The organism is Cupriavidus sp. MEYA8 (genome assembly GCF_059278825.1).
In genome coordinates this window covers 1,006,279-1,031,334 of record NZ_CM181222.1, presented here as the reverse complement: position 1 = coordinate 1,031,334, position 25,056 = coordinate 1,006,279, and the positions used below count along the sequence as shown (strand labels likewise).

The window sequence follows — 25,056 nt, the reverse complement described above, 5'->3', positions numbered from 1 at the left end:
CTGAGAACGTGGGCAACCTGGCTGGCAGGGACTGCCATGACATTCTTGCTGGCCGCCTGCGGCGGTGGGGGCAGCGGCGGCTCGAGTTCGCCCTCCACGCCTGCCGCGACCACGCCGCTGACCTTCACCGTCAAGATGAGCACGACCTCGGGCGAGGTAGGCGTGGGCCGCACGCTCACCATCAGCGCGCTGGCGGTGGACAGCAACGGCGTCGATGTCAGCGGCAATACGGTGTTCACCTGGAGCAGCGCCGACAATGGCATCGCCACGGTCGAACCGGTCGCGGCCACGCCGGCCAATGCGGTGGTGCGCGGCATCGCCACCGGTACCACCAACGTGCAGGTGGTCGCGACCGTCAGGAACGCCGACAACACCACCACCACGCTGCCTGCGCAGACCGCCACCATGACCGTGGTGCCGGCTTCCGCGGTCAGCTACAGCCTGTCGATTCCCCATACCAATCTGTCGATGAGCGACGGCCAGGAGCTGCCGGTCAAGGTGTCGCTGGTCGACAGCAACGGCAATGACGTCTCGGCCAGCGTCAACAGCTGGGCGTGGGCGAGCAGCGCCACCGCGGTCCAGGTCACGGCCAGCCAGAACAGCGCCACGCTGAAGGCGAGCAACAGCTCGACCACCGCGGCCGTGACGGCTGACGTGTCGGTGTCGGTCACGGCGCCGGATGGCCGCGCGATCGGCGGCGTCATCGTGGTGACGGTGGCGAAGAACGGCTCGGCCACCTATCGCGTGGTGACCACGCGCCTTGGCCAGCCGGTGGATGCGCTGCAGGTGCTCAACGACCATCCGGCCAAATTCACCTCGCGCGTGCTGCGCAACGACGGCCAGGATGTCACGGCCGACTTCGACGGCACCTGGACCTACACCGCCACCTCGCCGACGCTGTCGACCGCCGAAGCCGCGGGTACGCACGATGCCACGGTCAGCAGCAGCCTGGCCAAGGGCACCGGCCCGGTCCAGAGCACGCTGACGGTGACCGCCGTGAGCACCAAGCTGGCCGTGCGCCCGGCTGCCGCCCTGTCCGTGACCGAGAATCCGACCTGGACGCTGGTCGACGACAACCAGCAGCCGCTGACGCTGCTGCTGATGCCGGCGATCCCGGTGGAAGTGACCGCGCGCATGAAGCACCTGGGCGATGATGCGCAGTACACCGCGTGCAAAGACTGGGCGTGGGAAAAGACCGGTCCAGTGTCACTGACGCCTAGCATGCTGATGTTGCCGCACCAGGTGCGCGCGACGGGCACCGCCGCCGGCGACTTCACCATCACCGCGACCTGCACGGTGGTGGCGGACAACACGCCGCTGAAGCTGGTCTTCGTCGGTACCGTCAAGTAAGCAGCAACGTTCCCGCGCGCAAGTGAAACGCCCTCCGGTCCGGAGGGCGTTTTGCATTGGTGCCTTCCCAAAGCGTACCCATTTCTGCGCAGCAAGGAAGAGTCGTATTGCGCGGCCAATACAGCCCGCGAAACCACCAGGTGAGCCCACGTCCTGCCAGTGCCGCGGCCCGCACCGACCACGTTCCGCACCCAAAGCGTACCCATTTCTGCGTGCCGCTTCACAGTCCTTCATTGCCGCCGGTGTACCCCATCAGCCCGCGCCAGACGAGCGTATCCCGCTGCCTGCGCATGCCGCGCAAGCAGTCGGCGTACCCGTTTCTGCGTGAAGGAGCCCAGAAGGGAGATGGAGGGGAAAATACGCGCCGTTCAGCGCTTGCGCACGAAGCGCACGACCTGCTCGGCGGGCTTTCCTTGCGCGCCAGTGGCGTTGGCGGTGTTGGAGCCGCAGGTGTTGCAGCCGCCGTCGTCGCAGCCGCTGGTGCAGCCCGAGGCCGCCTGCGGCGCCAGCCACCGCACCAGCCGGCCGCGCCAGCCGCTCGCGGCGGCGCCGCCCAGGCGTGTCGCGAGGGCGGCCTTGACGCGCTCGCGCGTGCGCGGCGCATAGCGCGCCAGCACCGAGACCGCGCACGCCAGCACGATCAGCGGGACCAGCAGCGTTTCGAAGGCGTGGTAGAGCGTCATGGCAGCGATGGCGTCAGCTGAACAGCAGCGCGACGCGGTAAGTGACAAACGCGGCCAGGTAGGCCAGCCCGGTCAGGTACACGATCGATCCTGCCATGACCTTCCACGAGTTGGTCTCGCGGCGGATCACCGCCAGTGTCGAGATGCACTGCGGCGCGAACACGAACCACGCCAGCAGCGCCAGCGCGGTGGCCAGCGACCACTGCGCGGCGATCATCGGTGCCAGCTGCGCGGCCATGGCGTCTTCACTGCCAGACAGCGCGTACACCGTCGCCAGCGCGCCCACCGCCACTTCGCGCGCGGCCAGGCCAGGCACCAGCGCGATGCAGATCTGCCAGTTGAAGCCCACCGGCGCGAACACCTTCTGCAGCGCATGGCCGATCATGCCGGCAAAGCTGTAGTCGATGGCCGGCGCGGTCGCGCCTTCCGGCGGCGCCGGGAAGGTCGACAGGAACCACAGCAGCACGGTCAGCGTCAGGATCACCTTGCCCACGCGCGACAGGAAGATCCGGGCACGCTCCCACAGGCCGATGGCCACGTCGCGCACATTGGGGATGCGGTACGACGGCAGCTCCATCAGCAGCGGATGGTCGGTGCGGTCGCGGCGGAAGAACTTGAGCGCATAGGCCACCACCAGTGCGCTGACGATGCCTGCCACGTACAGCGCAAACAGCACCAGCCCCTGCAGGTTGAACAGGCCCATCACCGTGCGTTCGGGGATAAAGGCGCCGATCAGCAGCGCATACACCGGCAGCCGTGCCGAGCAGGTCATCAGCGGCGCCACCAGGATGGTGGTGAGGCGGTCGCGCGGATCCTGGATGGTGCGCGTGGCCATGATGCCGGGAATCGCGCAGGCAAAGCTCGACAGCAGCGGGATGAACGAACGGCCGGACAGCCCCGCACCCATCATCAGCCGGTCCAGCAGGAATGCCGCGCGCGGCAGGTAGCCCGATTCTTCCAGCGTGAGGATGAACAGGAACAGGATCAGGATCTGCGGCAGGAACACCACCACGCTGCCCAGGCCCGCGATCAGGCCGTCGACCAGCAGGCTCTTGAGCAGGCCGTCGGGCAGATGCGCACCAAGCAGTTCTCCGGCCCAGTGCACGCCGCCCTCGATGCCGTCCATCAGCGGCTCGGCCCAGGAGAACACCGCCTGGAACGTCAGGAACAGCAGCACCGCCAGCAGCAGCAGGCCGAACACCGGGTGCAGCACGATGCGGTCGAGCCGGTCGTCCAGCGCCGCGGTGCGCGCCGGCATGCTGACCGCTGTGGCCAGCAGGCGGTTGACCTCGGTGTGCACGTCAACGTCGCTGGCGGGCTCGGGCGAGGACGGCGGTGCGGCAGGCAGGGCGCCGTCGAGCAGCGCCAGCAGCGCTGCCGCGCCGTCGCGCTTGACCGCCACGGTGCTGACCACCGGCACGCCCAGCGCGGCAGCCAGCTTGTCGCGGTCGATCCGGATGCCGCGGCGCGCGGCGGCGTCGCTCATGTTGAGCACCACCACCATCGGCAGGCCCAGCCGGCGCAGTTCCAGCACGAAGCGCAGGTGCAGGCGCAGGTTGGTCGCGTCCACCACCGACACCAGCAGGTCGGGACGCTGCTCGCCGGCGCGCACGCCCATGCAAACGTCGCGCGTGATGGCTTCATCCAGGCTCGCCGCGTGCAGGCTGTAGGCACCCGGCAGGTCCAGGATGCGCACCTGGCGTCCGGCCGGCGAGACGAAATGGCCTTCCTTGCGCTCGACGGTCACGCCGGCGTAGTTGGCCACCTTCTGCCGGCTGCCGGTCAGTCGGTTGAACAGTGCGGTCTTGCCGCAATTGGGATTGCCTACCAGCGCGATGCGCAGGGCAGGAGTCGGGGAAGCTGCTACAGACATATTCCGGAAGGGCTCACGCGGTCCGCTTGGTCCGCTCGTTCGGTGTGGGCGTCGTGGCGCCGGGCTGTTTGCCCGCTTCGGCAGGCGCGATGCTGGTCACCGAGGCGCTGGCGAGCTCGATGCCGATGCGCGCCGCTTCCACGCGGCGCAGCGCAAAGCGCGTAAAGCCGATCTGCGCGACCAGCGGATCCATGCCGAAGGGTCCGTAGGCGATGACCTGGACGATTTCGCCGGGAACAAAGCCTAGCTCTCGCAGGCGGCGCGCAACCGGGTCGCCGGGCGTGGCGTCGTCCACCGATTGCACTACGGCGGGCGTGCGCCGTGGAAGTTCAGACAACCGCATCATGCTTCCAGTCCGTTGGCGCGGTCGTCCAACGCGGCCGTGATGCGGCCGGCATGACCTCGCCAGGTACGTAAATGAAAATCGTTTTCATTGTATCGCAAATAGGGCATGACGATGCCCCGCAAGTGGCGGGCACGCCAGCCGCCATGCCGCTGCGCGGCAGGAGGCGAATGATAACCGGTGACGGCGCGCGCGGAGGGGCCAAGCTTACGGCCGTGCGCTGGCACACATGCGCGCTAGCGTTTCGAAGTTCGGCTGTCCAAAACCTAATGCAACAGGTCTCATGCAGCACCATGCAATTACTACATTTGCGTTATTGGATGCCGCAAGCCTGCGGCGTTAAGCTCCAAGCACGCTGAACACCCCGTTCCACGCGTACTTCACAAGCCATCGGCCGCAGGGCCGGTGGCTTTTTCTTTGGACGTTGCTTCTTTGGACGCCGCTTTCGACGCCGCCTGCGCGGCCACCATCGCCACAAAGTTGTCGCGCGCGGGATGGTCGGGCGCCGTCTTCCACACGCAATAGACTTCAGAGCGCACCGCCGTGCCCGCCAGCGGCCGGAATGCCGCCCCCGCCATGCCGGAACGCGCCAGCGCCGCCGGCACCACGGCCACGCCCATGCCCTGCGAGACCAGCGAGACCACCGAGAGCCAGTGGCGCACTTCGTGCCGGATCTGCGGGTAAAAGCCCTGGGCCGCGCACATATCGAAGATGCGGCTGTAGTAGTCCGGCGACGCTTTGCGCGAAAACAGCACGAAGGCCTCGCCGCGCAGGTCTGCGAGCGCCAGCTCCGGCTGCGCCGCGAGCGGGTGGTCCGCCGGCAGGCAGCAGACGAACGGTTCGGCATGCACCCGCGTGGCCCGCAGCGAGTCGGGCACCCGGCCGGTATGGATAAAGGCCGCGTCGAGCTCGTCGTGCAGCAGCGCATCGATCTGCTCCTGCGAGTTGAGCTCGGTCAGCGCCACCTGGATCCCCGGGTAAGCCGCCTCGAACCCGCGCAGGATCTGCGGCAGGCCGCGGTACAGCATCGAGCCGACAAAGCCGACACGCAGCCGGCCTATGGCGCCCGCTTCGATCTCGCGTGCCAGCAGCCGCGCGGCCTCGGCCTGCGCCAGCAATGCCGTGGCCGATTCGCGAAAGGCGCGCCCGGCCGCAGTCAGCCGTACGCCGCGGCTGTCGCGGTCGAACAGCCGGGCGCCGACCGAGGCTTCGAGCTGCTGGATGTTCAGCGACAGCGGCGGCTGCGAAATCGCAAGCCGGCGCGCGGCCCGGCCGAAGTGCAGTTCCTCTGCCAGCACAAGGAAATAGCGCAGGTGACGGAATTCCATGGCGATACAAAAATCATATTGATCGAGCCAATTTTAGAATTAGACGCAAATCCTTGGGGTTTGAATAATGCAGGTCAAAGGGCCGCAGCGTGTTCGCCAACCATGCCGGTCCACCCGCCAAGGAGACCAGACATGCCGACCAGCGTCGTGCGCAATACCGCACCTCACGCCCAGCCCGACAGCCCCGCCGCCGCCCATCCGGTGCCCGACCGCCAGGGCGGGAGCCTGCTCGGCGCCGACCCCGAGTTGCGTGCGCTGCTGCCGCTCTACCTGCCCGCGGACCTGTTCAATCACCTGCTGCCGCACCTGGAGCGCATGGGCGCGCTGGCAGGCGGCGTGCTCGACGAACTGGCCGCCGTGGCCGACCAGAACCCCCCGACGCTGAGCTACCGCACCCGCAGCGGCATGGACGCGCAGCGCATCGACAAGCATCCCGCCTACGTGGAAATGGAGCGCGTGGCCTTCGCCGAATTCGGGTTGGCCGCCGCCTCGCACCGTGGTGGCGTGCTCGGCTGGGACAAGCCCATGCCGCCGGCGGCGAAGTACGCGCTCACCTATCTGTTCGTGCAGGCCGAGTTCGGCCTGTGCTGCCCGCTGTCGATGACCGATTCGCTGACGCGCACGCTGCGCAAGTTCGGCGATCCGGCGCTGGTCGGGAAATTCCTGCCCAACCTGACCACGCAGGTATTCGAAGACCTGTACCAGGGCGCCATGTTCATGACCGAGCAGGGCGCCGGCTCCGACGTGGCCGCCACCGCCACGCGCGCGGTGCGCGACACCGGCGCCGAGGGCGGCTGGCGCCTGCACGGCGACAAGTGGTTCTGCTCGAACCCCGACGCCGCGCTGGCGATGGTGCTGGCGCGCGTGGAAGACGAAGCCGGCAACGCCGTGCCCGGCCACAAGGGCGTGTCGCTGTTCCTGCTGCCGCGCAAGCTGGCCGACGGCAGCGACAACCAGTACCGCATCATCCGGCTCAAGGACAAGCTCGGCACGCGCTCGATGGCCAGCGGCGAGATCCGCCTCGAAGGCGCGCAGGCTTACCTCGTGGGCGAACCCGGCCGCGGCTTCGTGCAGATGGCCGACATGATCAACAACTCGCGTCTGTCCAACGGCGTGCGCGCCGCCGGCCTGATGCGCCGCGCGCTGACCGAGGGCCTGTTCATCGCGCATGAGCGCCGTGCCTTTGGCAAGCGCCTGGAGGACATGCCGCTGATGCGCCGCCAGCTGCTCAAGCTGACGTTGCCCACCGAGCAGGCCCGCACCATGGTGTTCCAGACCGCCGAGGCGCTGCGCCGCGCCGATGCCGGCGAGGCCGATGCCTACCCGCTGATGCGCATCCTGACACCGCTGATCAAGTTCCGCGCCTGCCGCGACGCGCGCAAGGTCACCGGCGACGCGATGGAGATCCGCGGCGGCTGCGGCTATATCGAGGAATGGAGCGACCCGCGCCTGGTGCGCGACGCCCACCTCGGCTCGATCTGGGAAGGCACCAGCAATATCGTCGCGCTCGACGTGCTGCGCGCGATCCGCCGCGAAGGCGCGCTGCCGGTGCTGCAGGCACACCTGGCCGGGCTGCTGGCCGATACCCCGATGCACGCAGACGCACACGCCACCTTCGAAGGCGCCATCGCCGCTGCCGCGAAACTGGCCGCGCATGCCGCCGAAGCCGGCGCCGACGGCGACCTGCTGGCGCGCCAGGCGGCTTCCGCGCTGTACCACGTGACCACCGCGGTGGCGATGGCGTGGGAAGCCGGCCGCATCGGCTCGGTGCGCCGCATGCGCCTGGCGCAGCTGGTGCTGCGCCATCGCGTGCTGCCGCAGGATCCGCTGGCGGCAAGCACCGAGCCGGATTGGCTGGCCGAGACGGTGGCGCCCCCTGCTAACGGCGTGGTGCGCGCAGCGGGCGCGGTCGCAGACGTCAACGTGTTCTGACACCGTATCCATCCCGATTGTTTGCTCCGCTCTCCCGCAAGCGGGAGTGGGAGCACCCCGCCTCGACGACGCCCCATACCATCCCGCCTCCGCGGGAGACGCCCTACACCAGGAGACAACGCCATGAAACTCTGGCACCGCCTCGCGGCCATTGCCGCGTGCTCGCTCTGCATCGCCGCCCCCGCCTTCGCGCAGAAGGACTTCCCGACCAAGCCTATCATGATGGTCGTCACCTATCCGCCGGGCGGCCCGACCGACGCGATGGCCCGCACGCTGGCCGCCGCGCTCAAGACCAGCCTGGGCCAGCCGGTGGTGGTGGAAAACCGCGCCGGCGCCGGCGGCAACATCGGCGCGGAAGCGGTGGCGCGAGCGGAGCCCGACGGCTACACGCTGATGTTCGGCACATCGGCGCCGCTGGCGATCAACGTCAGCCTCTATCGCAAGATCAACTACGACCCGGTCAAGAGCTTCGCCCCGGTGATCCAGATCGGCCAGCTGCCCAACGTGCTGGTGGTGAACCCGTCGGTGCCGGCAAAGAACGTCAGCGAGCTGATCGCCTACGGCAAGGCGCATCCGGGCAAGCTCACCTATGCGTCGTCCGGCAACGGCGCCTCGTCGCACCTGGCCGGCGTGCTGTTCAACAACGTCACCGGCACCGACTTCCAGCACATTCCGTACAAGGGCACCGGCCCGGCGCTGAACGACCTGCTCGGCGGCCAGGTCAGCATGACCTTCACCGACGTGCTGACCGCCATGCCCTTCATCAAGAGCGGCAAGGTGCGCGCGCTGGGCGTCACCAGCAGGGCGCGCTCGCAGGCGCTGCCGGATGTGCCGACTGTCGCCGAGCAGGGCGTGCCGGGCTTCGACGTTTCGGTGTTCTTCGGTGTCGTGGCGCCGGCGGGCACGCCGCCCGAAGTGATCGGCAAGCTCAACCGCGCCTTCGCCGATGCGCTCAAGCAGCCCGAGGTTCGCAAGACGCTGCAGGCGCAGGGCCTGGAATTCGCGCCGTCGACCACGCCGGAGCAGCTTGGCGGCTTCGTCAAGGCCGAGGTCGGCAAGTGGCGCGCTGTGGTGCAGAAGTCCGGCGCGCAGCTTGATTAAGCGACCAAGCGAACAGGAGCCAGCCATGACCCAATCCAGTCCCGGCGCGCTTGCCGGCATCCGCGTGGTCGACCTGTCGCGCATCCTGGGCGGCCCGTACTGCGGGCAGATCCTGGGCGACCACGGCGCCGACGTACTCAAGATCGAACCGCCGCAGGGCGACGACACCCGTACCTGGGGCCCGCCGTTCAAGGACGGCGTGGCGTCGTACTACTTCGGCCTGAACCGCAACAAGCGCGTGATGCGGCTGGACCTGACCACGGACGCCGGGCGCGAAGTCCTGCTCGCGCTTCTGGCCGAGGCCGACGTGCTGGTCGAGAATTTCAAGACCGGCACGATGGAGAAATGGGGGCTGGGCTATGACGTGCTGTCGGAGCGCTTTCCGCGGCTGGTGCATTGCCGCGTGTCGGGCTTCGGCGCGGATGGCCCGCTCGGTGGCCTGCCCGGCTATGACGCGGCGATCCAGGCGATGTCCGGCATCATGAGCATCAACGGCGAAGCCGATGGCGATGCGCTGCGGGTGGGTTTGCCGGTGGTCGACATGGTCACCGGGCTGAATGCGGCGATCGGCGTGCTGCTGGCGTTGCAGGAACGTGCGCGCAGCGGGCGCGGGCAGTTTGTCGAGGCCGCGCTGTATGACTCGGGGCTGTCGCTGCTGCATCCGCATGCGGCCAACTGGTTCATGAGCGGCAAGACGCCGCAGCGCACGGGGAATGCGCATCCCAACATCTATCCCTACGACACGGTGGCCACCGCGACGGACCCGATCTTCCTCGCGGTCGGCAATGACCGCCAGTTCCGCATCCTGTGCGAGCATCTCGGGGTGCCGGCACTGGCGGAAGACGAACGCTATGCCTGCGCCGGTGCGCGGTCGGTGAACCGCGTGGCGCTGAAGGCCGAGCTGGAGACGCACCTGCGCAAGCACGACGGCAAGGCACTGGCCGACACGCTGGTCGCCGCGGGCGTGCCGTGCGCACCGGTGCTATCGGTGGCCGATGCCCTGCAGCATCCGCACACATTGCATCGCGAGATGGTGGTGGAAATGGAAGGCGGCTACAAGGGACTGGGCGCGCCGGTCAAGCTTAGCCGGACGCCGGCCAGTTATCGGCATGCGCCGTTGAGTGAGGGGGAGGGGTTTCTTGATTGAGATCCGGCTGTGAGGCGGGGGCCGCGGCCTGGCCAGCCGCAGGCACATCCCACGCGCCGCAGCCGGCCCGCCGCTCAGGTCAGCCCGGAATCATCCCAGGCAAGAGATAAGCCTGCACCATCGTGATGACCCCGATGACCACCGCGAACAACAGGCTGTGCTTGACGGTAAACCGGAACAGCTCCGATTCCTTCCCCACCAGTCCCGTCGCCGCGCAGGCCACTGCGATCGATTGCGGCGAAATCATCTTCGCGGTCACGCCGCCGGTGGTGTTGGCCGCCACCATCAGCGTATCGGACACGCCAATCTGGTGCGCGGTGGTGTTCTGCAGCGAGCAGAACAGCGCGTTGGACGACGTATCCGATCCGGTCAGGAACACGCCCAGCCAGCCGAGGAACGGCGAGAAGAACGGGAACGCGGCACCGGTGCCGGCCAGCAGCAGCGCCAGCGTCGACGACATGCCGGAGTAGTTCGCGACGAAGGCAAAGGCCAGCACCAGTCCGATCGACAGCACCGGGCGCGCCAGTTCCACCAGCGTTTCGCCGAAGGTAACAACCAGGTCGCGCGGCTTCATGCGCAGCAGCACGGCCGAGATCAGCGCGGTCAGCAGGATGGCGGTGCCCACGGCGGACAGCAGGTCAAGCTTCAGCACGGCCTCATAGGCCTTGGGCGTGGCCACGATCGGCGCGGCCTTGATCACCATCTGGTCCAGCCCCGGCACCTTGAACTTCAGCACCGTGCCCGCCAGCGCGCCGTTGGCGGCGAACAGCGCCTTGAACGGCTGCAGGCTCCATACCGTGACGATCGCCGTCAGGATGCCGAACGGTGCCCAGGCGCGCAGCGTCTGCGCCAGCGTGTAGGGCGATGCCTTGCGGCTCACCGGCGCGGCGCCAAAGCCGCCGCCAAAGCCGCCCAGCGCCACGGTGCCGCCGCTGACCGTACTGCCTGCGCCGCCAGCGCGTTGCGACGCGCCGCGCGGCTGCCACACCTTCAGGAACGCCGCCAGCGACACCAGGCTGACCAGCGCCGAGGTGATGTCCGGCAGTTCCGGCCCGATATGGTTGGAAGTGAAGTACTGCGTCACCGCGAAGCTGCCGCCGCACACCAGCGCCGCCGGCCAGGTCTCGCGCACGCCCTTGGCGCCGTCCATCATGAACACCAGCCAGAACGGCACCAGCAGCGACAGCAGCGGCAGCTGGCGGCCGGCCATGGCGCCGATCAGGAAGGGATCGATGCCCGTGACCTGTCCGGCCACGATGATGGGAATACCCATCGCGCCAAATGCCACCGGCGCGGTATTGGCGATCAGGCACAGTCCGGCGGCATACAGCGGATTGAAGCCCAGGCCGACCAGCAGCGCGGCGGTGATCGCCACCGGCGCGCCGAAGCCTGCCGCGCCTTCCAGGAAGGCGCCGAAGGCAAAGCCGATCAGCAGCATCTGCAGGCGCTGGTCGTCGGTGATCGCCAGCACCGAGGCGCGGATGATGTCGAACTGGCCGGTCTTGACCACGATCTTGTAGAGGAACACCGCGGTCACGATGATCCATGCGATCGGCCACAGCCCGTAGGCAAAGCCGAAGCCGGCCGAGGCCAGCGCCTGCTGCACCGGCATGCCGTAGGCGAAGATCGCCACGCCGAGCGCCAGCAGCAACGTGACCGCGGCGGCGACATGGCCCTTCATGCGCCACACGGCCAGCGCGATGAAGAAGAACAGGATGGGAATGGCCGCCGCCAGCGCCGACAGCCACAGGCTGCCTAGCGGCGTATAGAGTTGGGTCCAGGGTTGCACGGCTTAGTCTCCTACTTCAGTGGTGTTTCGGGAATTCTTTGTAGTTCTGGCAAACAGGCGGGCGTGCCTACTCCGGCTGCCCCTTCTCCTTGAGCAGATCCGCCAGGCTCTTCGCCGCCGGCTTCAGTGGCGTGCGATGCTGCGTCCATCCCATCTGCTTCGACGGCGCCAGCGCACGCAGTCTGGTGGCCGCCCAGCGGAACATCCGGTAAGTGGCCGGGTGCGAATACGCCCCGCTCCAGAAGCGCCACACCAGGTGCTCGCCCTTGCTGTACTTGGCGCCCTGGCCACGCAGCGGGTTGGCCACCCGCTCCTCGGGATCGCGGTTGGATTCGGTGCGCAGGCGCACCAGTAATTGCGGGATCGGGATGCGTACCGGGCAGACCTCGCCGCAGGCGCCGCACAGGCTGGATGCGGTGGGCAGGTCCGCCGTGGCCTCGAGCCCCAGCAGATGCGGCGAAATGATCTTGCCGATCGGACCGGGATAAGTCGTGCCATAGGCATGGCCGCCGATGCGCGTATAGACCGGGCAATGGTTCATGCATGCCCCGCAGCGGATGCACTGCAGCGTGGCGCGCAGCTGCGCGTCGGCGTAGGCCTGCGTACGGCCGTTGTCGAGCAGCACCAGGTGCACCTCGCGCGGGCCGTCGCGCTCGCCGTCGCGGCGCGGGCCGGAGATCAGGTTGAAGTACGTGGTGATCGCCTGCCCGGTGGCCGAGCGCGTCAGCAGGCTCGACAGCGGCACGATGTGCTCGAGCTTCGCCACCACCTTTTCCATGCCCATGATGGCGATATGCACATCGGGGACCGTTGTCGAAAGGCGGCCGTTGCCCTCGTTCTCGACCAGCCACAGCGTGCCGGTGTCCGCCGCGGCGAAGTTGACCCCGGACAGGCCGATGTCGGCGCCGACGAACGCCTGCCGCAGCGCGCGGCGTCCGGTCTGGATCAGCGCGTCGACGTCCTCGGTATAGGGCGTGTCAGGAATATGCTGCTCGAACAGCGCGGCGATATCGCCCTTGGTCTTGTGGATCGCCGGCATCACGATATGCGACGGCTTCTCGCCGGCAAGCTGGACGATGTATTCGCCCATGTCCGACTCGATGCATTCGACGCCGCGCTCGGCCAGGTAATGGTTCAGCTCGATTTCCTCGCTGGCCATCGACTTGCCCTTGATCACGCGACTGGCCTGCCTTGCCGCCGCGATGCCGTGGATGATGCGGTTGGCGTCGTCGGCGGTCTCGGCCCAGTGGACCTGCACACCGGCGGCGGCGAGCTGTTCCTCCAGTTGCACCAGCAGGTCCGGCAGGTTGGCGAGCGCGTGCTGGCGCACCGCTTCGCCCAGGTCGCGCAGCCGCTCCAGCTCATCGGCGTCGGGAAACTGCGCCAGCCGCTTGCCCTGCAGGAAGTCCATCGCGCCGCGAAAGCTCTGGCGCAGCTTGGGATCGTCCAGCGCCTCGCGCGCGCGCGCCTTGAAGTCTTGCGGCGCGACGAAATGCAGCGTGTTCTGGCTCATTGCGCGGCCTCCTTGTTATCGATGTTCTGCTTGTCGATGTCCTGCACGATGACGACCCACAGCCGGCGCGGGCCGTGCGCACCGTAGGCCAGCGTCTGCTGGATATCGGAAGTCTTGGACGGGCCCGAGATCATCACCAGGTTGGTCGGCATGCCGTCGCGCCAGCGTTCGGCGCGCGCGGCCATGTGCAGGTCCTGGTGCAGCGTCGATGCGCGCACCAGCGCCACGTGCAGCGGCGGCACCAGCGATACCGTGCGCGGCGATCCCGCGTCCGGTGCAACGATCAGCGTGCCGGTGGCGGCAATGCCCGAGCGCGCCACGGTGAAGCCGGCGTCGACGGTGTCGAACAGCTCGGCTTTCCAGGCTTCGATGGGGCGGTCATAGCCGATGGCTTCGACCTGGGGCGGCAGCGCGGCAGCCAGCGCCGCGCCGGCGTGGCTTGCGGGATCGAGCAGCAGGCGCCGGACGCCGGCTTCGGCCAGCGCGGCGGCCAGCAATGCCGGCCACGCTTGCGCATCGGTGCACCAGACTTCAGCGTGCGAGGCTTGCAGTGCCATGCGCATCGCATCGACCAGCTCGTCGGCGCTAGGCGCGCGATGCCGGCGCGCCTCGAAATGGCCATCGATGCGGCGATCCAGTTCAGCGGTGGAGGACGCAGGCGTGGGGGCGGCGGCGCGCAGCCGGCCCAGCATGCGTTCGCGGGCGCCGGGCGTGCTCATGCGGCACCTCCGGTGCGCCGCCACAGGAAGCTGGCCAGGTGTTCGACCTGCAGCGGGGCGCCGTCATGCGCGGCGGTATGGCCGATATTGAGCAGGCAGCCGCAGTCGGCCGACACCAGCCGCTCGCAGTCGGTGGCGAAGGCGGACGCAACCTTGTCGCGCACCATCGCACCGGAGATATCGGGATGCTTGAGCGAAAACGTGCCGCCGAAGCCGCAGCATTCCGACTCGCGCTGATGCTCGACGCGGGTCACGCCAGGCAATGCATCGACCAGTGCCACGCCATGCTGGCGCGTACCCATTTCGCGGCGCGCGCCGCAGGAGGTATGCAGCACGATGCGCTCGGGCGCCTGGCCCGGCGGCACGGCGTTGTGGAAATCAACGTGCAGTACGTGCAGCAGGAATTCGCCCAGCTCGTAAATCCGCTCGGCCAGCGCGCGCGCCTTCGGGCCGGCCACGGGATCGTCGGCGAACAATTGCGGCCAGTGGTGGCGCATCATGCCGGCGCATGACCCGGACGGCACGATGACCGGCCAGGGCTGGCTGAACAGGTCCAGCTGCGCACGGGCTACCGCACGCGCGGCGTCGGGATTGCCGCTGCTGTAAGCCGGCTGGCCGCAGCAGCTCTGCGCACGCGGAAAGTGTACGGTGAGGCCTTCGCGCTCGAGCAGCCGCACGGCGTCGAGCCCGGCCTGCGGCACGAACAGGTCGACCAGGCAGGTGGCAAAGAGATAGGCCTGCGTAGGCGCAGGGCCGTTGGGGTACTGACGATCCTTCATGTCTCGCTCCGTATGTGCTGGGTTGCGCTGCTTGGCGTCGCACATTTGGGCGCATAATTCCCGCTTCCGCGCGGTTGTTCAAATTGGTTGGACCAGTCGGCGGGGCGATTGTGGAGCGAGGGTGGACGGCATGACGGCGGCGGCACAAAGGAGCGGACGCACCCGCGGGCGCGTGGAGGCGGTCATGCGCGAGATGGAAACCGCGCTGCTGGACGGTACGTGGCCGCCGGGCACCCGGCTACCGGCCGAGCGCGTGCTGGCCGAGCAGTACGCGGTGGCGCGCAACACCGTGCGCGAAGCCATCCAGCGCCTGGCCGCGCGCGGCCTGCTGCAAAGCCGGCGCGGCGCCGGCGTCTATGCCACCGACCAGTTGCGCGCCGGCATTGCTTCCCCATGGGGCCAGCTGGTGGCCGACCATCCCGCGCTGCGTGACGACATCCTGGAGTTCCGCCGCGTACTGGAAGGCGCGACCGCCTATTTCGCCGCGCTGCGCGCCAACGCCGCCGACGTCAGGCGCATCCGCACCCTGATGGATGAACTCGAACGCGCCCGCGCCGCCGACGACAAGCAAGCCGAGGCCGATGCCGATGCGCGCCTGCATGACGCCATCGCGCTGGCTTCGCACAACACCATGTTCCTGCACCTGCATACCAGCGTGATCGGCATGCTGCGCGAACACATCACCATCAATGGCACCGGACTGCGCGAACAGGACGACAGCGCCTCGGAACTGTTGCTGCTGCAGCACCGGACGCTATGCGAGGCGATCTGCGCGCGCCGGCCGGAAGAAGCGCGCACGGCGATGCAGACGCATATCGACTTCGTGCGCAGCCGGGTCGAGCAGGACGGGAGCTGAATGCGCGTAATTGGTCGGACCAGCGGGCGCTGGGGCGCCGGAATGGAAAACGTCTCCAATGCCAGCAACGGCTGCGGCACATTCGCCCACTTTTGCCCGCGGCCAAAGGCCAGGGCGCTGTGTTTATATCAGGCCGGCACCGGCCAGTTCCCGCTTCAGGTATGCATAGAAAATCGGGCCGGCGATCACGCCGGGAATGCCGAACAGCGTCTCCATCAGCAGCATCACGACCAGCAGCTCCCACGCCGCGGCCTGGATGCGCGCGCCGATGATGCGGGCGTTCAGGAAATACTCCAGCTTGTGGATCACCACCAGGAACACCAGCGAACCCACCGCGATCGGCAGCGATACCGACAGGGACGCCACCACGATGGCGGTATTGGAAATCAGGTTGCCCAGCACCGGCAGCAAGCCGGCCACGAAGGTGATGACCACCAGCGTCTTCGACAGGGGCAGGTGCACGCCGAACAGCGGCAGCACCAGCAGCAGGTAAATCGCCGTCAGCAAGGTATTGATCGTCGAAATCTGGATCTGCGCAAAGATGAACTGCGAGAACGCCTGCTGCAGCGTGCGCGCCCGCGCCACCAGCGCAGCCGCCAAGGGACGGCGGTTCGGCCGTGACACGGCGCGGTAAAGCGCCACCATCGCGCCGATCACCAGGCCGATCAGGATATGCACCAGCGTGCGCAACACCTCCGCCCCCAGCTTCTGCGCCATGGCAGCATGCGCGCGCAGCGCTTCGATCAGCGCATTGGCCAGCTCGTCCACGCCGTTGGGCAGCGCGTCACTGAGCCACGGCGGCAACTGCCCGCGCGACTGGTCGATAATGTCCGCGACATGATTGAGCAAGCCATCCAGCGTATTGCCTTCCCCGCTGATAAAGCGCACCAGCAGCCAGCCTGCCAACGACAGCCCCAGCAGGATCAACGCCGATAGGATTGCCACCGCCAGCGCATCGTGCCGCTGGTTCAGCCGCTTCAACCGCGGCGCCAGCACATCCACCAGGGAATACAGCAGCAGCCCGGACAGCAAGGCTGCCACCAGGTTCGCTTGGAGCACGGTCCAGAGCGCCAGCGCAGTCAGGACATAGGCGACGGCACCGACGCTGTACCACGCGGCCGGCAGCAGGCGCGGGGCGTTGGTCTGGTCGGGGTCTTTCATCGATGGTCTCCGGCGTTGGGGGGCACGCGCCCTCGGCGGGTGCGGGGCGGGCCAGGGCAAGCCCGCCTGTCAGTTCGGGTCAGGCAGCCTAGCGCTCGATTGTCGGGGCGGTGGCGGGGTTAGGCAAGCCTGCCGTGAACGGGTCCCGCTGGTGGCAAAAGGCTGGAAGGCGTGCCGCGCAGCGCTCCTATGCGGACTCCCGCACCCAGCGCTCGACAAGTTCCTCCGGTATGGCGCGGTAGACGTCTTCGAAGCGCTTGCCGATCAGGCGCTCGACCTGCCATAGCAGCAGGGCAACCGGGCTGCTGGGTTCATGCTGCTCGAACCACTGGCGCACAGCCCGGACCTGGCGCAAGGCGGCATCGCGGCCAGCGGGGCTATCGCCGGGGTCCGGGATGACTGGCAGGGCGGCAGGCGCCGATGGCGCCATGGAGTGAGAGGCATCTGACATGGGCATCGGCCCAGGCTTGACGGGGCGATCGGCCATTGCCTCCGCCACGGTCGTGCCCGCGAGTTCCGGATTGCCGACGAGCCGAAGTAACTTTCCAAGCGGCGCGAGGTCCGGCGCATGGCCCGCCAGCGTCTCATCGCCCCAATGCTGCAAGATCGCTGCCAGGCCGTAGGCTTCATCCATGGCGGCAATCTGGGGCATGCCCTGGCGTCGCAACGCGTCCAGCTGCTGGCGCACGGATTCGGGCGCGAGGGCATCGGCAGGATGAGGTACCCCCAACGCCCGTTCGATATCCCTGACCTGCAGGCGCGTTGCCGCATTGCCTGCCAGCACGATCTCGCGTATATCGGCGAGAAGGCCGTCCGGGTCGACCAGCGCCGCGAAGGCGTTGGCGCGCAGTGCCGGATCGTGTTCACCTTCCACCATGAGCTGGGGATGGATGTCTTCCGGATAGTCAGCCAGCAGGCGTTGCAGCAGCGCCATGCCATCGCGCAGGCCCTCGGCGTGGTCGAGCCGCGTGCGGCAGCGAAGCAGCAGGTTCAGCAAGCGGATGTCCTTGCTGCGCATCAGCAGGCGCCGGCAGTCGCGCTCGAGCTCTGTCCAGTTCGGTGGCTCGGCCTGCGTAACGAAATCGCCGTATTGTGCTTCCGCGCCGGGCGCCGCCTTTGCCATCAGGACGACGAATTCCGGGTCGTATTCGAGATCGGGGCCGCAAGGATGTGCGGCATCGATCGGCTGTGCCAGCTCGGCGAGGCGGATTGCCTGGCGCGCATCGGATCTGGCTGCCCTGGATTTTGCCTTCATGGCAGCCTCAGTGTGTGACGTACTTCTCGGGGTCGAAGACCATGCCGGTGATGGCGCGCTGCTGGTCGGCCTCACCCAGCCAGGTCGACCAGCCCAGGCCCTCTTGCGCACCGAGCACGGCAGGCGGCGCGCAATGCGGCTTTATCTGCAGCTGCAGCTCCCACTCGTATTCGAAGCCGATGAAGGACCGGACCCATTCCACCAGCACCGGCAGATCGCGCCCGTTGGGCGTGAAGTTCAGGTACTGCTGCAGATGCAGCGGGCCGATGACGAGACGGAACTTGTGCTGCCGGTCGGGGACCATGTCGCCCAGCAGCGCGCCCTGGCCCATCACGCCTGGCGAACCGGGGCGGGCGAGACGGCTGTGTTCGGCCGGATCTAGCACGATCCAGTGCAGCACGAACTCCTCCAGCCGCACCGGTACGCCAAAGAAGTGCGACACCGTCCCGGCGATGCCATCGGGACAGCGCGACTCGCGCACATGGTGGGCGCTCGCGGACAGGCGCGCGTGCGCCGGCAACGGGCCGCGGCGGATTTCTCCGGGATCCTGCCCCGCCAGCCAGCCCACGTAGCGCGAAAAGACTTCCTCGTCCGGCCGGTCGAGCCCCGCCGTGGCCTGCGAGCCCGCCCAGGCCTGGTAGAACTGCGTCAGCGCGCGATGATGGAACAGGTCGAGGAAGGCCGCAGTCGTCCCGTCGCGGTGTGCCTCGGTGCGCTCCCTGACAATTTCCGTGTGATGGATCGGCAAGGCGCCATTGGGGCCTAGCATGCCGAGCCCGAACAGCTGGATTCGCAACCGGCCCGCCTGCATCTCAAGCCGGGCAATCTCGCGCGGCGCAAACGCCAGCGAGGCGGCCTGGCCAATGCGGAAGCATTCCGCTTGCGGTCGGATGGCGCGGCCGGCCGGCGGCAGGTCGGCATGCTGCGCCGACAGCGCGCGCAAGAGCCCGAGGAAGCTGACCTTCCATGGCGCGCGTTGCGCATCGTCTGCGACGGAGCGCGCGGCGCCGCGCTGGCCGATACTGTTGTCGGTCTGGCTCATGGCTATATCGCGCCGCGTCCTCCCATTCGTACCGGCCAGCGGTGAATCAGGCCGCGTTCGATCGCGTACAACTCCGTTTCCGCGAAGGCGTTGACCGATACGTGCCGCGCCAGGAAGTGCTCGAGGATCACGCCGAACAGGTAGGGGCTGATGCCCGAGAAGCCGCTTTCCTCCACCGTCAGCTGGCACTGGACACCGCGGCCGTAGAGGACGGGTCCGTTTCCGGGCAGCCGCCGCGTGACCGGCCGGATGCTGCTGCCGATCAGGCTCTGGACCTGCCGCTGCTGGGCCGCGTCGTCGGGGGCGACGAACAGCCGCAGCAGGTCGCGCAGTCCCTGGCCGCCTTCGCGATGGTCGAGATCGGTGAGCGAAAGGTAGTTGAACCCCAGCTGGCGGATCAGCCGCCAGGCCATTTCTCCCTCGGCGAAGGGCGCGCGCGGGGCCGACGGCGGCCGGATCAGCCCGACCCCGCCGACGGGAATCGAATCCGGTGTGCGCAAGTCATCGTAGCCATTGCGCGGGACAAGATTCGGCAGGTCGCGGTTGGTGACCATGGCCTGCACCGACAGGTAGCGCAAGTCCTTCGGGTAGGGGGCCTCGCGCTGGTCGACCAGCGACAGGAACACCTCGGTGCCGGTGTACGCGGCGCGTGTCCCGTACTTGCGCGCATGATCGGAAACCAGCCGCCGTTCCCGCCGCATGGAGAAGTAGCGTCCATGGTTGCCCTCGTCGCTGTTCAGCGTGGCGAAGAGCGGCCGGAACGCCACCGGCGTGCTGCGCTCGGAAACCTGCCCGGACAGGCCCTGCACCGAGAAGACCTCGTAGTCGAGCGGCCGGCGCCGGTCCGGCACGAGGTGAAACTCGGTGTGCCCGGCATGGATTTCCATCCGGTCGGTGCGCATCGGGAACAGGTTGACCACCGGCGTGCAGAACAGCGCGAACTGGCTCGCATCGACCTGGCTCGCGAGCACCCCGGGCGGCCTGGCCAGCAGGATCACGATCTCGGCCTCGCCGCCGTCGATGCCGGCCAGTCCGGGTGCGAGTCCGTTGAGTGCGGCGAAATAGAACCGCTGCGGACACGCGAAATACTCGTGCACGAGGTTGTGCCCGTGAAACTTGTTCCAGGGCACCGGCAAGGCGCTTTCCTCCGGTGCCATGCCGACGTAGCCGACCGCGTCCTGCGGGACCGCGCAGGGCCGCTCGCCCATCGCGCCTGGCTTGCCGATGAGCACGGTGACGCCGGCACCATGCAGCAACTCGAACAGGTGCGAGGCGATCTGGTCGTTGCCGCACAGATGCAGGGGCAGGGTATCAAGCCCGGCCAGCCTGGCGAACGTGACATTGCGGGTCAGCCTCAGTCGCAGCCGCAGCGCACCCTGTACGTTCACGTGGGCCGGCACGTAGCGTTCGAGATGCCGGATGTCCGGCGGGATGCCGGTAAGCCGGGCGTCGGCGATCTCGATCGGCCACAGTGTCAGCGGCTGGGTCGTGCGAAACTCGCATTGGGTCGATTCGCCCGCCGGCGCACGAGCCAGCAGCGCGGTGCCGCGCGGTATCGGGATGCCGCGGACCAGGTCGCCCTCCTTGTGGCTGGGATGGAACTGCGCGACCGCGATCGCCGGCGTCGGCGCGATGTAGTTGGGATAGATGACTTCCAGCAGGCGCTGGGTAAAGCGCGGGAATTCCGCATCGAGCTTCAGCTGCGTGCGGGCGGACAGGAAGCAGAACGCTTCGATGAGGCGCTCCACATAGGGATCGGCCACCTCGATGCCCTGCATACCCAGGCGCCTGGCCACCTTGGGATGCTGGTTCGCAAACTCCCCCGCCAGCTCGCGCATGTAGACCAGTTCGCGGTTGTAGTACTCAAGCAGCCGAGGGTCCATGGTGGTGGGGAGGCATCAGTTGGCGTGAATCGACTTGACCTGCATGCGGCTGGTCTCCAGGTCGAGCGAGCTTTGTGCGGTGAAGGCCATCGGATAGGGATCCATGTGGATCAGGCCGGAAATCTCGAATAGCAGCACGTTGTGGCGATGCGGCGCATCCTCCTTCAGCATCGGCGCGATCCCGAGCGAGCCCGGGATCAGGCGCGGCTCGAAATCCTCGATGGCGCGCTGGACGATGCGGATGATGTCGTCCCATTTGCGCTCGGACAGGTAGCTTCCTGCGAGCGCGGGAACGCCGTAGTTGAGCGTCGAGCTGGCAGCCTCGGGATAGCGCGCGCGATCGATCTCGTCCTCGCGGTTGGTCGTGTTGAGCAGGTAGGTGAGATCGCGCTGGATGATCTTGCGCATCTGCGTGCGCGTGACGGTGTATTCTTCCGGCGCTTCCGTCCTGCGGTGCGGCGCATCGTCGCGCAGCCGGTCGAACAGCGTCGGCAGCAGTTGCGAATTCGGACGGCGGGGCGGACCTGCGCGGCGCAAGGCCGCCGGCGTGCCACGGTCCGGCCGCTCAGGTGGTTTGCTCATCGTCCGGGGACCATTCGCGTTCTGGGCAATAGACGCTGTCCATGGAAACCAAATGGTGTTCGCGCCGTGTAAGGCTGGCGGTGGCGGCGCGGACTTGCGCGCAATCGATGCCGCTGGCAAAGAGCCGCAGAACGTCCGGGGCTCGCGGTTGCATAAAGAGCTGGCAGTCATCCGCGGCGTCTCCTGCGCTGATGCAGGCATCGATATGACCGGCCACGTCCAGCATGTCCATCAGCCTGGCCGTACTGGCGGCTTCGTGGGCGAGCGTCTGCAGCGGATTGGGATCGGACGCGGCAAGCGGGGTGGGCGCCCTGGCGCCTGCATCGTGGACGCCGACATAGTCGGGATCGCGCAAGACGGCCTCGGCTTCCAGCATGAGCCGCGCCAGCATGTCCGGGCCCGCCGCGATGCCGGCGTGGCTGGCGCTTGGCGCCGGGATGTGACCCTGGCCGACCAGGTCGAGCAACCCATTCGCGTCGGGTCCTGCGTCGGAAAGCGCCCTTGCTGGATCGGCTGGCCATTCGCTCATGTCGCCTCCGCCCACCTCGGTTTCAGGAAATGGCGCTGATGATAATCACAAAAATTGCGGAAATGAATGCGGAAATCCGGTATTACGTGCTATTAATTTCTAATATTAGATTTAATTTAATTTCATTAAAAATATGAAGAATCCTATTGTTTGACTTGCGGGTGTGTGTAGTCAGTGACGGCTGTCCCGTATTTCGATGAGAGTCCGAAGAAATAAGGCTGTCTGTCATTGCAGCATGATTCATGCGGTGGTAATTGCGCACGAGATGGGTCGAACTACGCCATGAATGTTGTGATTCGATTTTTATGGCGCCGCGCTATGAATATTCAGATTGTCGGCGCATTGCATGCCTGAAGATTTGTCAATAGTCTGAAAAAAAGCAAAGACAACCGTCCAACGGCTCGCATTCATGCAGCCGTGAACGGAAGACGCAAGGCATTCGAATGGATATTTCGCGCCAGGCCCTGTTTGGCCGACTCAATTCCACCCTGTTCAAGGCGCTGGAAAGCGCGACCGCTTTCTGCAAGCTCCGCGGCAACCCGTACGTGGAGCTGGTCCACTGGCTGCACCAGTTGCTGCAGGCGCCCGACGGCGACATGCAGCGCATGCTGCGGCATGCGGGTGCGGACCGGGCGGCCCTGGAGGCCGACCTGACCCGGGCGCTGGCGGCGCTGCCGGCCGGCGCTTCGTCGATCAACGATTTCTCGTTCCAGATCGAGACAGCGGTGGAGCGTGCCTGGGTCTACGCAACGCTGGCATTCGATGACGGCCGCGTGCGCGGCGCCTACCTGCTGACCGCGCTGCTGAAGACGCCCGAGCTGCGCCGCACCGTGCTTGGCGTGTCCAGGCAGTTCGGGAAGGTACAGGCCGATGATCTCGTCGCCAACCTGCCGACACAGGTTGCCCAGTCGCCGGAAGCGGAGGAGGGTGCATATGACGGTAGCGGCCTGGCGCCGGCGGCGCCAGGGGAGGCGAGCGGCGCCATCGCCGGCGCGCCGTCTGGCCGGTCGGCGCTGCACCAGTACTGCCTTGACCTGACCGAAGCCGCGCGTGCCGGCAAGCTCGACCCCGTGATCGGCCGCGAGCAGGAGATCCGCACCATGACGGACATCCTGTTGCGCCGCCGTCAGAACAACCCGCTGCTGGCCGGCGATGCGGGTGTAGGTAAGACCGCCGTGATCGAAGGATTCGCCCGGGCCATCGCGGCAGGGCAGGTGCCGCCCAGCCTGAAGGATGTCCGGCTTCTGAGCCTCGATGTCGGCGCGTTGCTCGCGGGCGCGAGCATGAAGGGGGAATTCGAGGCGCGCCTGAAGGCTGTGCTGGAAGAGGCCGACCGGTCGCCCAAGCCGGTGATCCTGTTTATCGACGAAGTACACACGCTGGTCGGTGCCGGCGGGCAGGCGGGCACCGGCGATGCCGCCAACCTGCTCAAGCCGGCGCTGGCCCGCGGCGCGTTGCGCACGGTCGGCGCCACCACCTGGACGGAATACAAGCGCCATATCGAAAAGGATCCCGCGCTCACGCGACGGTTCCAGGTGCTGCAGGTCATCGAGCCGGAGGAGGCCATGGCAATGGCCATGCTGCGCGGGATGGTTTCCACTTTCGAGACGCATCACCAGGTGCTCGTGCGCGATGACGCGGTGCGTGCCGCGGTCAGGCTCTCGCATCGCTACATCCCTTCGCGGCAGTTGCCTGACAAGGCGATCAGCCTGCTCGACACTGCCTGCGCGCGCGTTGCGCTGTCACTGCACGCCCCGCCGAAGGAGGTCGAATTCCTGCGGCAGCAATTGCAGGAATGCGATACCGAGCATGCGCTGCTGGCCAAAGAGGCGACGCTCGGTGCCGCTCCGGGCAAGCTGCTGACGCCGCGGATGGCCGACCTCAATACGCGCCGCGAGCGGATCGAGGGCGAGCTGGCGCTGGCCGACGGTCGGTGGAAGCGCGAACTGAGCCTGGCCAACGACCTGCTTGCCTGCCGGCGCGTGCTGAGCCAGGCGCCGGAGCAGGCGCCGTTGGCCACGGACGAGGCCGGCCGCCAGCTCGAGGACATCGAAGCCGAACTGAGCGCGGCCCGCGCCAGCGCGCCGCTGGTCCATACCGAAGTGGACGAGGCAGTCGTGGCCGAAATCGTCTCGGACTGGACCGGCATCCCTGTCGGCCGCATGGTGGCGGACGAGGTAGCGGCGGTGATGCGGCTGCCGCAGACGCTCGCCGCCAGGGTGACCGGGCAAGACCACGCGCTTGCCCTGCTGGCAGAGCGCATCCAGACCGCCAGGGCGCAGCTGGCCGATCCCGGCAAGCCGGTCGGGGTGTTCCTGCTGGTCGGGCCGTCCGGCATCGGCAAGACCGAAACGGCGCTGGCGCTGGCCGATGCGCTGTACGGCGGCGAGCAGAACCTCATCTCGATCAATCTCTCCGAATTCCAGGAGGCGCATACCGTCTCGACGCTCAAGGGCGCGCCGCCGGGTTATGTCGGCTACGGCGACGGCGGCGTGCTCACGGAAGCGGTGCGCCGCCGGCCGCACAGCGTGGTATTGCTCGATGAAGTCGAGAAGGCGCATGCCGATGTGCACGAAGTCTTCTACCAGGTCTTCGACAAGGGCCATATGGAAGACGGCGAAGGCCGCCACATCGACTTCCGCAACACGATCCTGCTGCTCACCAGCAATGTGGGTTCCGAGCTGCTGCTGGACCTGTGTGAGCGCAACGGCTCGCCCCCCGACCTTGCCGCGTTGTGCGAGGCCCTCACGCCCGAACTGCGCAAGCATTTCCCGGCGGCCTTCCTCGGCCGCCTCGTGGTCCTTCCCTACCTGCCGTTGGCGCCGGAAAACCTCGGGCGCATCGCGCGCATGCAACTGGAGCGGGTCGCGGCACGCCTCCAATCCCAGCACGGCATTGCGTTGAAGTACGCGGATGCCGTGGTCGATCTCATCGTGTCGCGGTGCGCGGTGGGCGAGACCGGCGCGCGCCAGCTGATCGGCTTTATCGAGCAGGCCATCCAGCCGCAGCTCGCGCGGCTATGGCTGACGGCACTGTCCGGCAAACAGGATGTGGCGGCCGTCGCCATCGGCCTGTCCGGTACAGGGCCGGGCGAGCTGACCTATGACATCGAATACCGTTCCGGCCAGGGTCATGCCGAGCCGGGCAATGCCGAAGCCGGACCGGCCTGATGCCTCCGGCACATCCTTGAA

Annotated in this window: 20 protein-coding genes; 6 read left to right on the top strand and 14 right to left on the bottom strand. The window is 67.6% G+C overall.

What is annotated here, in order from left to right; all coding sequences use genetic code 11:
- The first annotated feature begins 36 nt into the window (after positions 1 to 36).
- The gene (locus tag AC5WJ1_RS21795; protein WP_135703394.1) at positions 37 to 1,350 is read left to right on the top strand and encodes a hypothetical protein; all 1,314 of its coding nucleotides are present in this window, start codon (positions 37 to 39) and stop codon (positions 1,348 to 1,350) included.
- A 368-nt stretch (positions 1,351 to 1,718) separates the two neighbouring features.
- On the opposite strand, the gene AC5WJ1_RS21790 is transcribed toward AC5WJ1_RS21795, so the two are convergent.
- The 4 genes from AC5WJ1_RS21790 to AC5WJ1_RS21775 form a co-directional block, all read right to left on the bottom strand.
- A complete protein-coding gene (locus tag AC5WJ1_RS21790) occupies positions 1,719 to 2,033 on the bottom strand; it encodes a DUF6587 family protein (protein WP_133097117.1) in 315 nt (104 codons plus the stop codon).
- A gap of 13 nt (positions 2,034 to 2,046) precedes the next feature.
- Positions 2,047 to 3,906, bottom strand: coding sequence for a ferrous iron transporter B (gene feoB, locus AC5WJ1_RS21785; RefSeq protein WP_135703395.1), 1,860 nt, complete (start codon positions 3,904 to 3,906; stop codon positions 2,047 to 2,049).
- Between the two features lie 13 nt (positions 3,907 to 3,919).
- Positions 3,920 to 4,249: a FeoA family protein gene (locus tag AC5WJ1_RS21780; RefSeq protein ID WP_240745865.1), complete on the bottom strand. Its 330-nt coding sequence runs from the start codon at positions 4,247 to 4,249 to the stop codon at positions 3,920 to 3,922.
- A gap of 380 nt (positions 4,250 to 4,629) precedes the next feature.
- On the bottom strand, positions 4,630 to 5,577 hold the full coding sequence (locus tag AC5WJ1_RS21775) for a LysR family transcriptional regulator (protein WP_135703396.1): 948 nt from the start codon (positions 5,575 to 5,577) through the stop codon (positions 4,630 to 4,632).
- Between the two features lie 132 nt (positions 5,578 to 5,709).
- On the opposite strand from AC5WJ1_RS21775, the gene AC5WJ1_RS21770 reads away from it, so the two are divergent.
- From AC5WJ1_RS21770 to AC5WJ1_RS21760, 3 genes are all read left to right on the top strand, one after another.
- On the top strand, positions 5,710 to 7,509 hold the full coding sequence (locus AC5WJ1_RS21770; RefSeq protein WP_135703397.1) for an acyl-CoA dehydrogenase family protein: 1,800 nt from the start codon (positions 5,710 to 5,712) through the stop codon (positions 7,507 to 7,509).
- A gap of 123 nt (positions 7,510 to 7,632) precedes the next feature.
- Entirely contained in the window at positions 7,633 to 8,610 is a 978-nt protein-coding gene (locus AC5WJ1_RS21765; protein ID WP_135703398.1) for a Bug family tripartite tricarboxylate transporter substrate binding protein, read from the top strand.
- A 25-nt stretch (positions 8,611 to 8,635) separates the two neighbouring features.
- Positions 8,636 to 9,757, top strand: coding sequence for a CaiB/BaiF CoA transferase family protein (locus AC5WJ1_RS21760; RefSeq protein ID WP_135703399.1), 1,122 nt, complete (start codon positions 8,636 to 8,638; stop codon positions 9,755 to 9,757).
- Positions 9,758 to 9,836: 79 nt separating this feature from the next.
- Here AC5WJ1_RS21760 and AC5WJ1_RS21755 read toward each other — a convergent pair whose 3' ends face one another.
- The 4 genes from AC5WJ1_RS21755 to AC5WJ1_RS21740 form a co-directional block, all read right to left on the bottom strand.
- Positions 9,837 to 11,546 carry a lactate permease LctP family transporter gene (locus AC5WJ1_RS21755; protein WP_135703400.1) on the bottom strand — a complete coding sequence of 570 codons (1,710 nt, stop codon included), beginning with the start codon at positions 11,544 to 11,546 and terminating at the stop codon, positions 9,837 to 9,839.
- A gap of 67 nt (positions 11,547 to 11,613) precedes the next feature.
- Complete coding sequence (locus tag AC5WJ1_RS21750) at positions 11,614 to 13,059, bottom strand: LutB/LldF family L-lactate oxidation iron-sulfur protein (RefSeq protein WP_135703401.1); 1,446 nt, start codon at positions 13,057 to 13,059, stop codon at positions 11,614 to 11,616.
- Positions 13,056 to 13,778 carry a LutC/YkgG family protein gene (locus AC5WJ1_RS21745; RefSeq protein ID WP_135703402.1) on the bottom strand — a complete coding sequence of 241 codons (723 nt, stop codon included), beginning with the start codon at positions 13,776 to 13,778 and terminating at the stop codon, positions 13,056 to 13,058. Before AC5WJ1_RS21745 ends, AC5WJ1_RS21750 begins: the two co-directional genes overlap by 4 nt.
- Complete coding sequence (locus AC5WJ1_RS21740) at positions 13,775 to 14,557, bottom strand: (Fe-S)-binding protein (RefSeq protein ID WP_135703403.1); 783 nt, start codon at positions 14,555 to 14,557, stop codon at positions 13,775 to 13,777. The genes AC5WJ1_RS21745 and AC5WJ1_RS21740 overlap by 4 nt, the downstream gene beginning before the upstream one ends.
- A 184-nt stretch (positions 14,558 to 14,741) precedes the next feature.
- On the opposite strand from AC5WJ1_RS21740, the gene AC5WJ1_RS21735 reads away from it, so the two are divergent.
- Positions 14,742 to 15,413: a FadR/GntR family transcriptional regulator gene (locus AC5WJ1_RS21735; RefSeq protein WP_135703404.1), complete on the top strand. Its 672-nt coding sequence runs from the start codon at positions 14,742 to 14,744 to the stop codon at positions 15,411 to 15,413.
- A gap of 123 nt (positions 15,414 to 15,536) precedes the next feature.
- On the opposite strand, the gene AC5WJ1_RS21730 is transcribed toward AC5WJ1_RS21735, so the two are convergent.
- From AC5WJ1_RS21730 to AC5WJ1_RS21705, 6 genes are all read right to left on the bottom strand, one after another.
- Positions 15,537 to 16,574, bottom strand: coding sequence for an AI-2E family transporter (locus AC5WJ1_RS21730; protein WP_133097106.1), 1,038 nt, complete (start codon positions 16,572 to 16,574; stop codon positions 15,537 to 15,539).
- A 187-nt stretch (positions 16,575 to 16,761) separates the two neighbouring features.
- Complete coding sequence (gene tssA / locus AC5WJ1_RS21725) at positions 16,762 to 17,829, bottom strand: type VI secretion system protein TssA (protein WP_135703405.1); 1,068 nt, start codon at positions 17,827 to 17,829, stop codon at positions 16,762 to 16,764.
- A 7-nt stretch (positions 17,830 to 17,836) separates the two neighbouring features.
- Complete coding sequence (tssG, locus tag AC5WJ1_RS21720; RefSeq protein ID WP_431189878.1) at positions 17,837 to 18,877, bottom strand: type VI secretion system baseplate subunit TssG; 1,041 nt, start codon at positions 18,875 to 18,877, stop codon at positions 17,837 to 17,839.
- Positions 18,874 to 20,754, bottom strand: a complete 1,881-nt coding sequence (gene tssF, locus AC5WJ1_RS21715) for a type VI secretion system baseplate subunit TssF (RefSeq protein ID WP_135703407.1) — start codon at positions 20,752 to 20,754, stop codon at positions 18,874 to 18,876. The genes tssG and tssF overlap by 4 nt, the downstream gene beginning before the upstream one ends.
- A gap of 15 nt (positions 20,755 to 20,769) precedes the next feature.
- Positions 20,770 to 21,336 (bottom strand): type VI secretion system baseplate subunit TssE, encoded by a 567-nt coding sequence (gene tssE / locus AC5WJ1_RS21710; protein ID WP_135703408.1) that lies wholly within the window; start codon positions 21,334 to 21,336, stop codon positions 20,770 to 20,772.
- On the bottom strand, positions 21,320 to 21,865 hold the full coding sequence (locus AC5WJ1_RS21705) for a TagK domain-containing protein (RefSeq protein ID WP_494476951.1): 546 nt from the start codon (positions 21,863 to 21,865) through the stop codon (positions 21,320 to 21,322). Before AC5WJ1_RS21705 ends, tssE begins: the two co-directional genes overlap by 17 nt.
- Before the next feature lie 443 nt (positions 21,866 to 22,308).
- On the opposite strand from AC5WJ1_RS21705, the gene tssH reads away from it, so the two are divergent.
- Positions 22,309 to 25,035, top strand: a complete 2,727-nt coding sequence (gene tssH, locus AC5WJ1_RS21700; protein WP_135703410.1) for a type VI secretion system ATPase TssH — start codon at positions 22,309 to 22,311, stop codon at positions 25,033 to 25,035.
- Positions 25,036 to 25,056 lie beyond the last annotated feature (21 nt).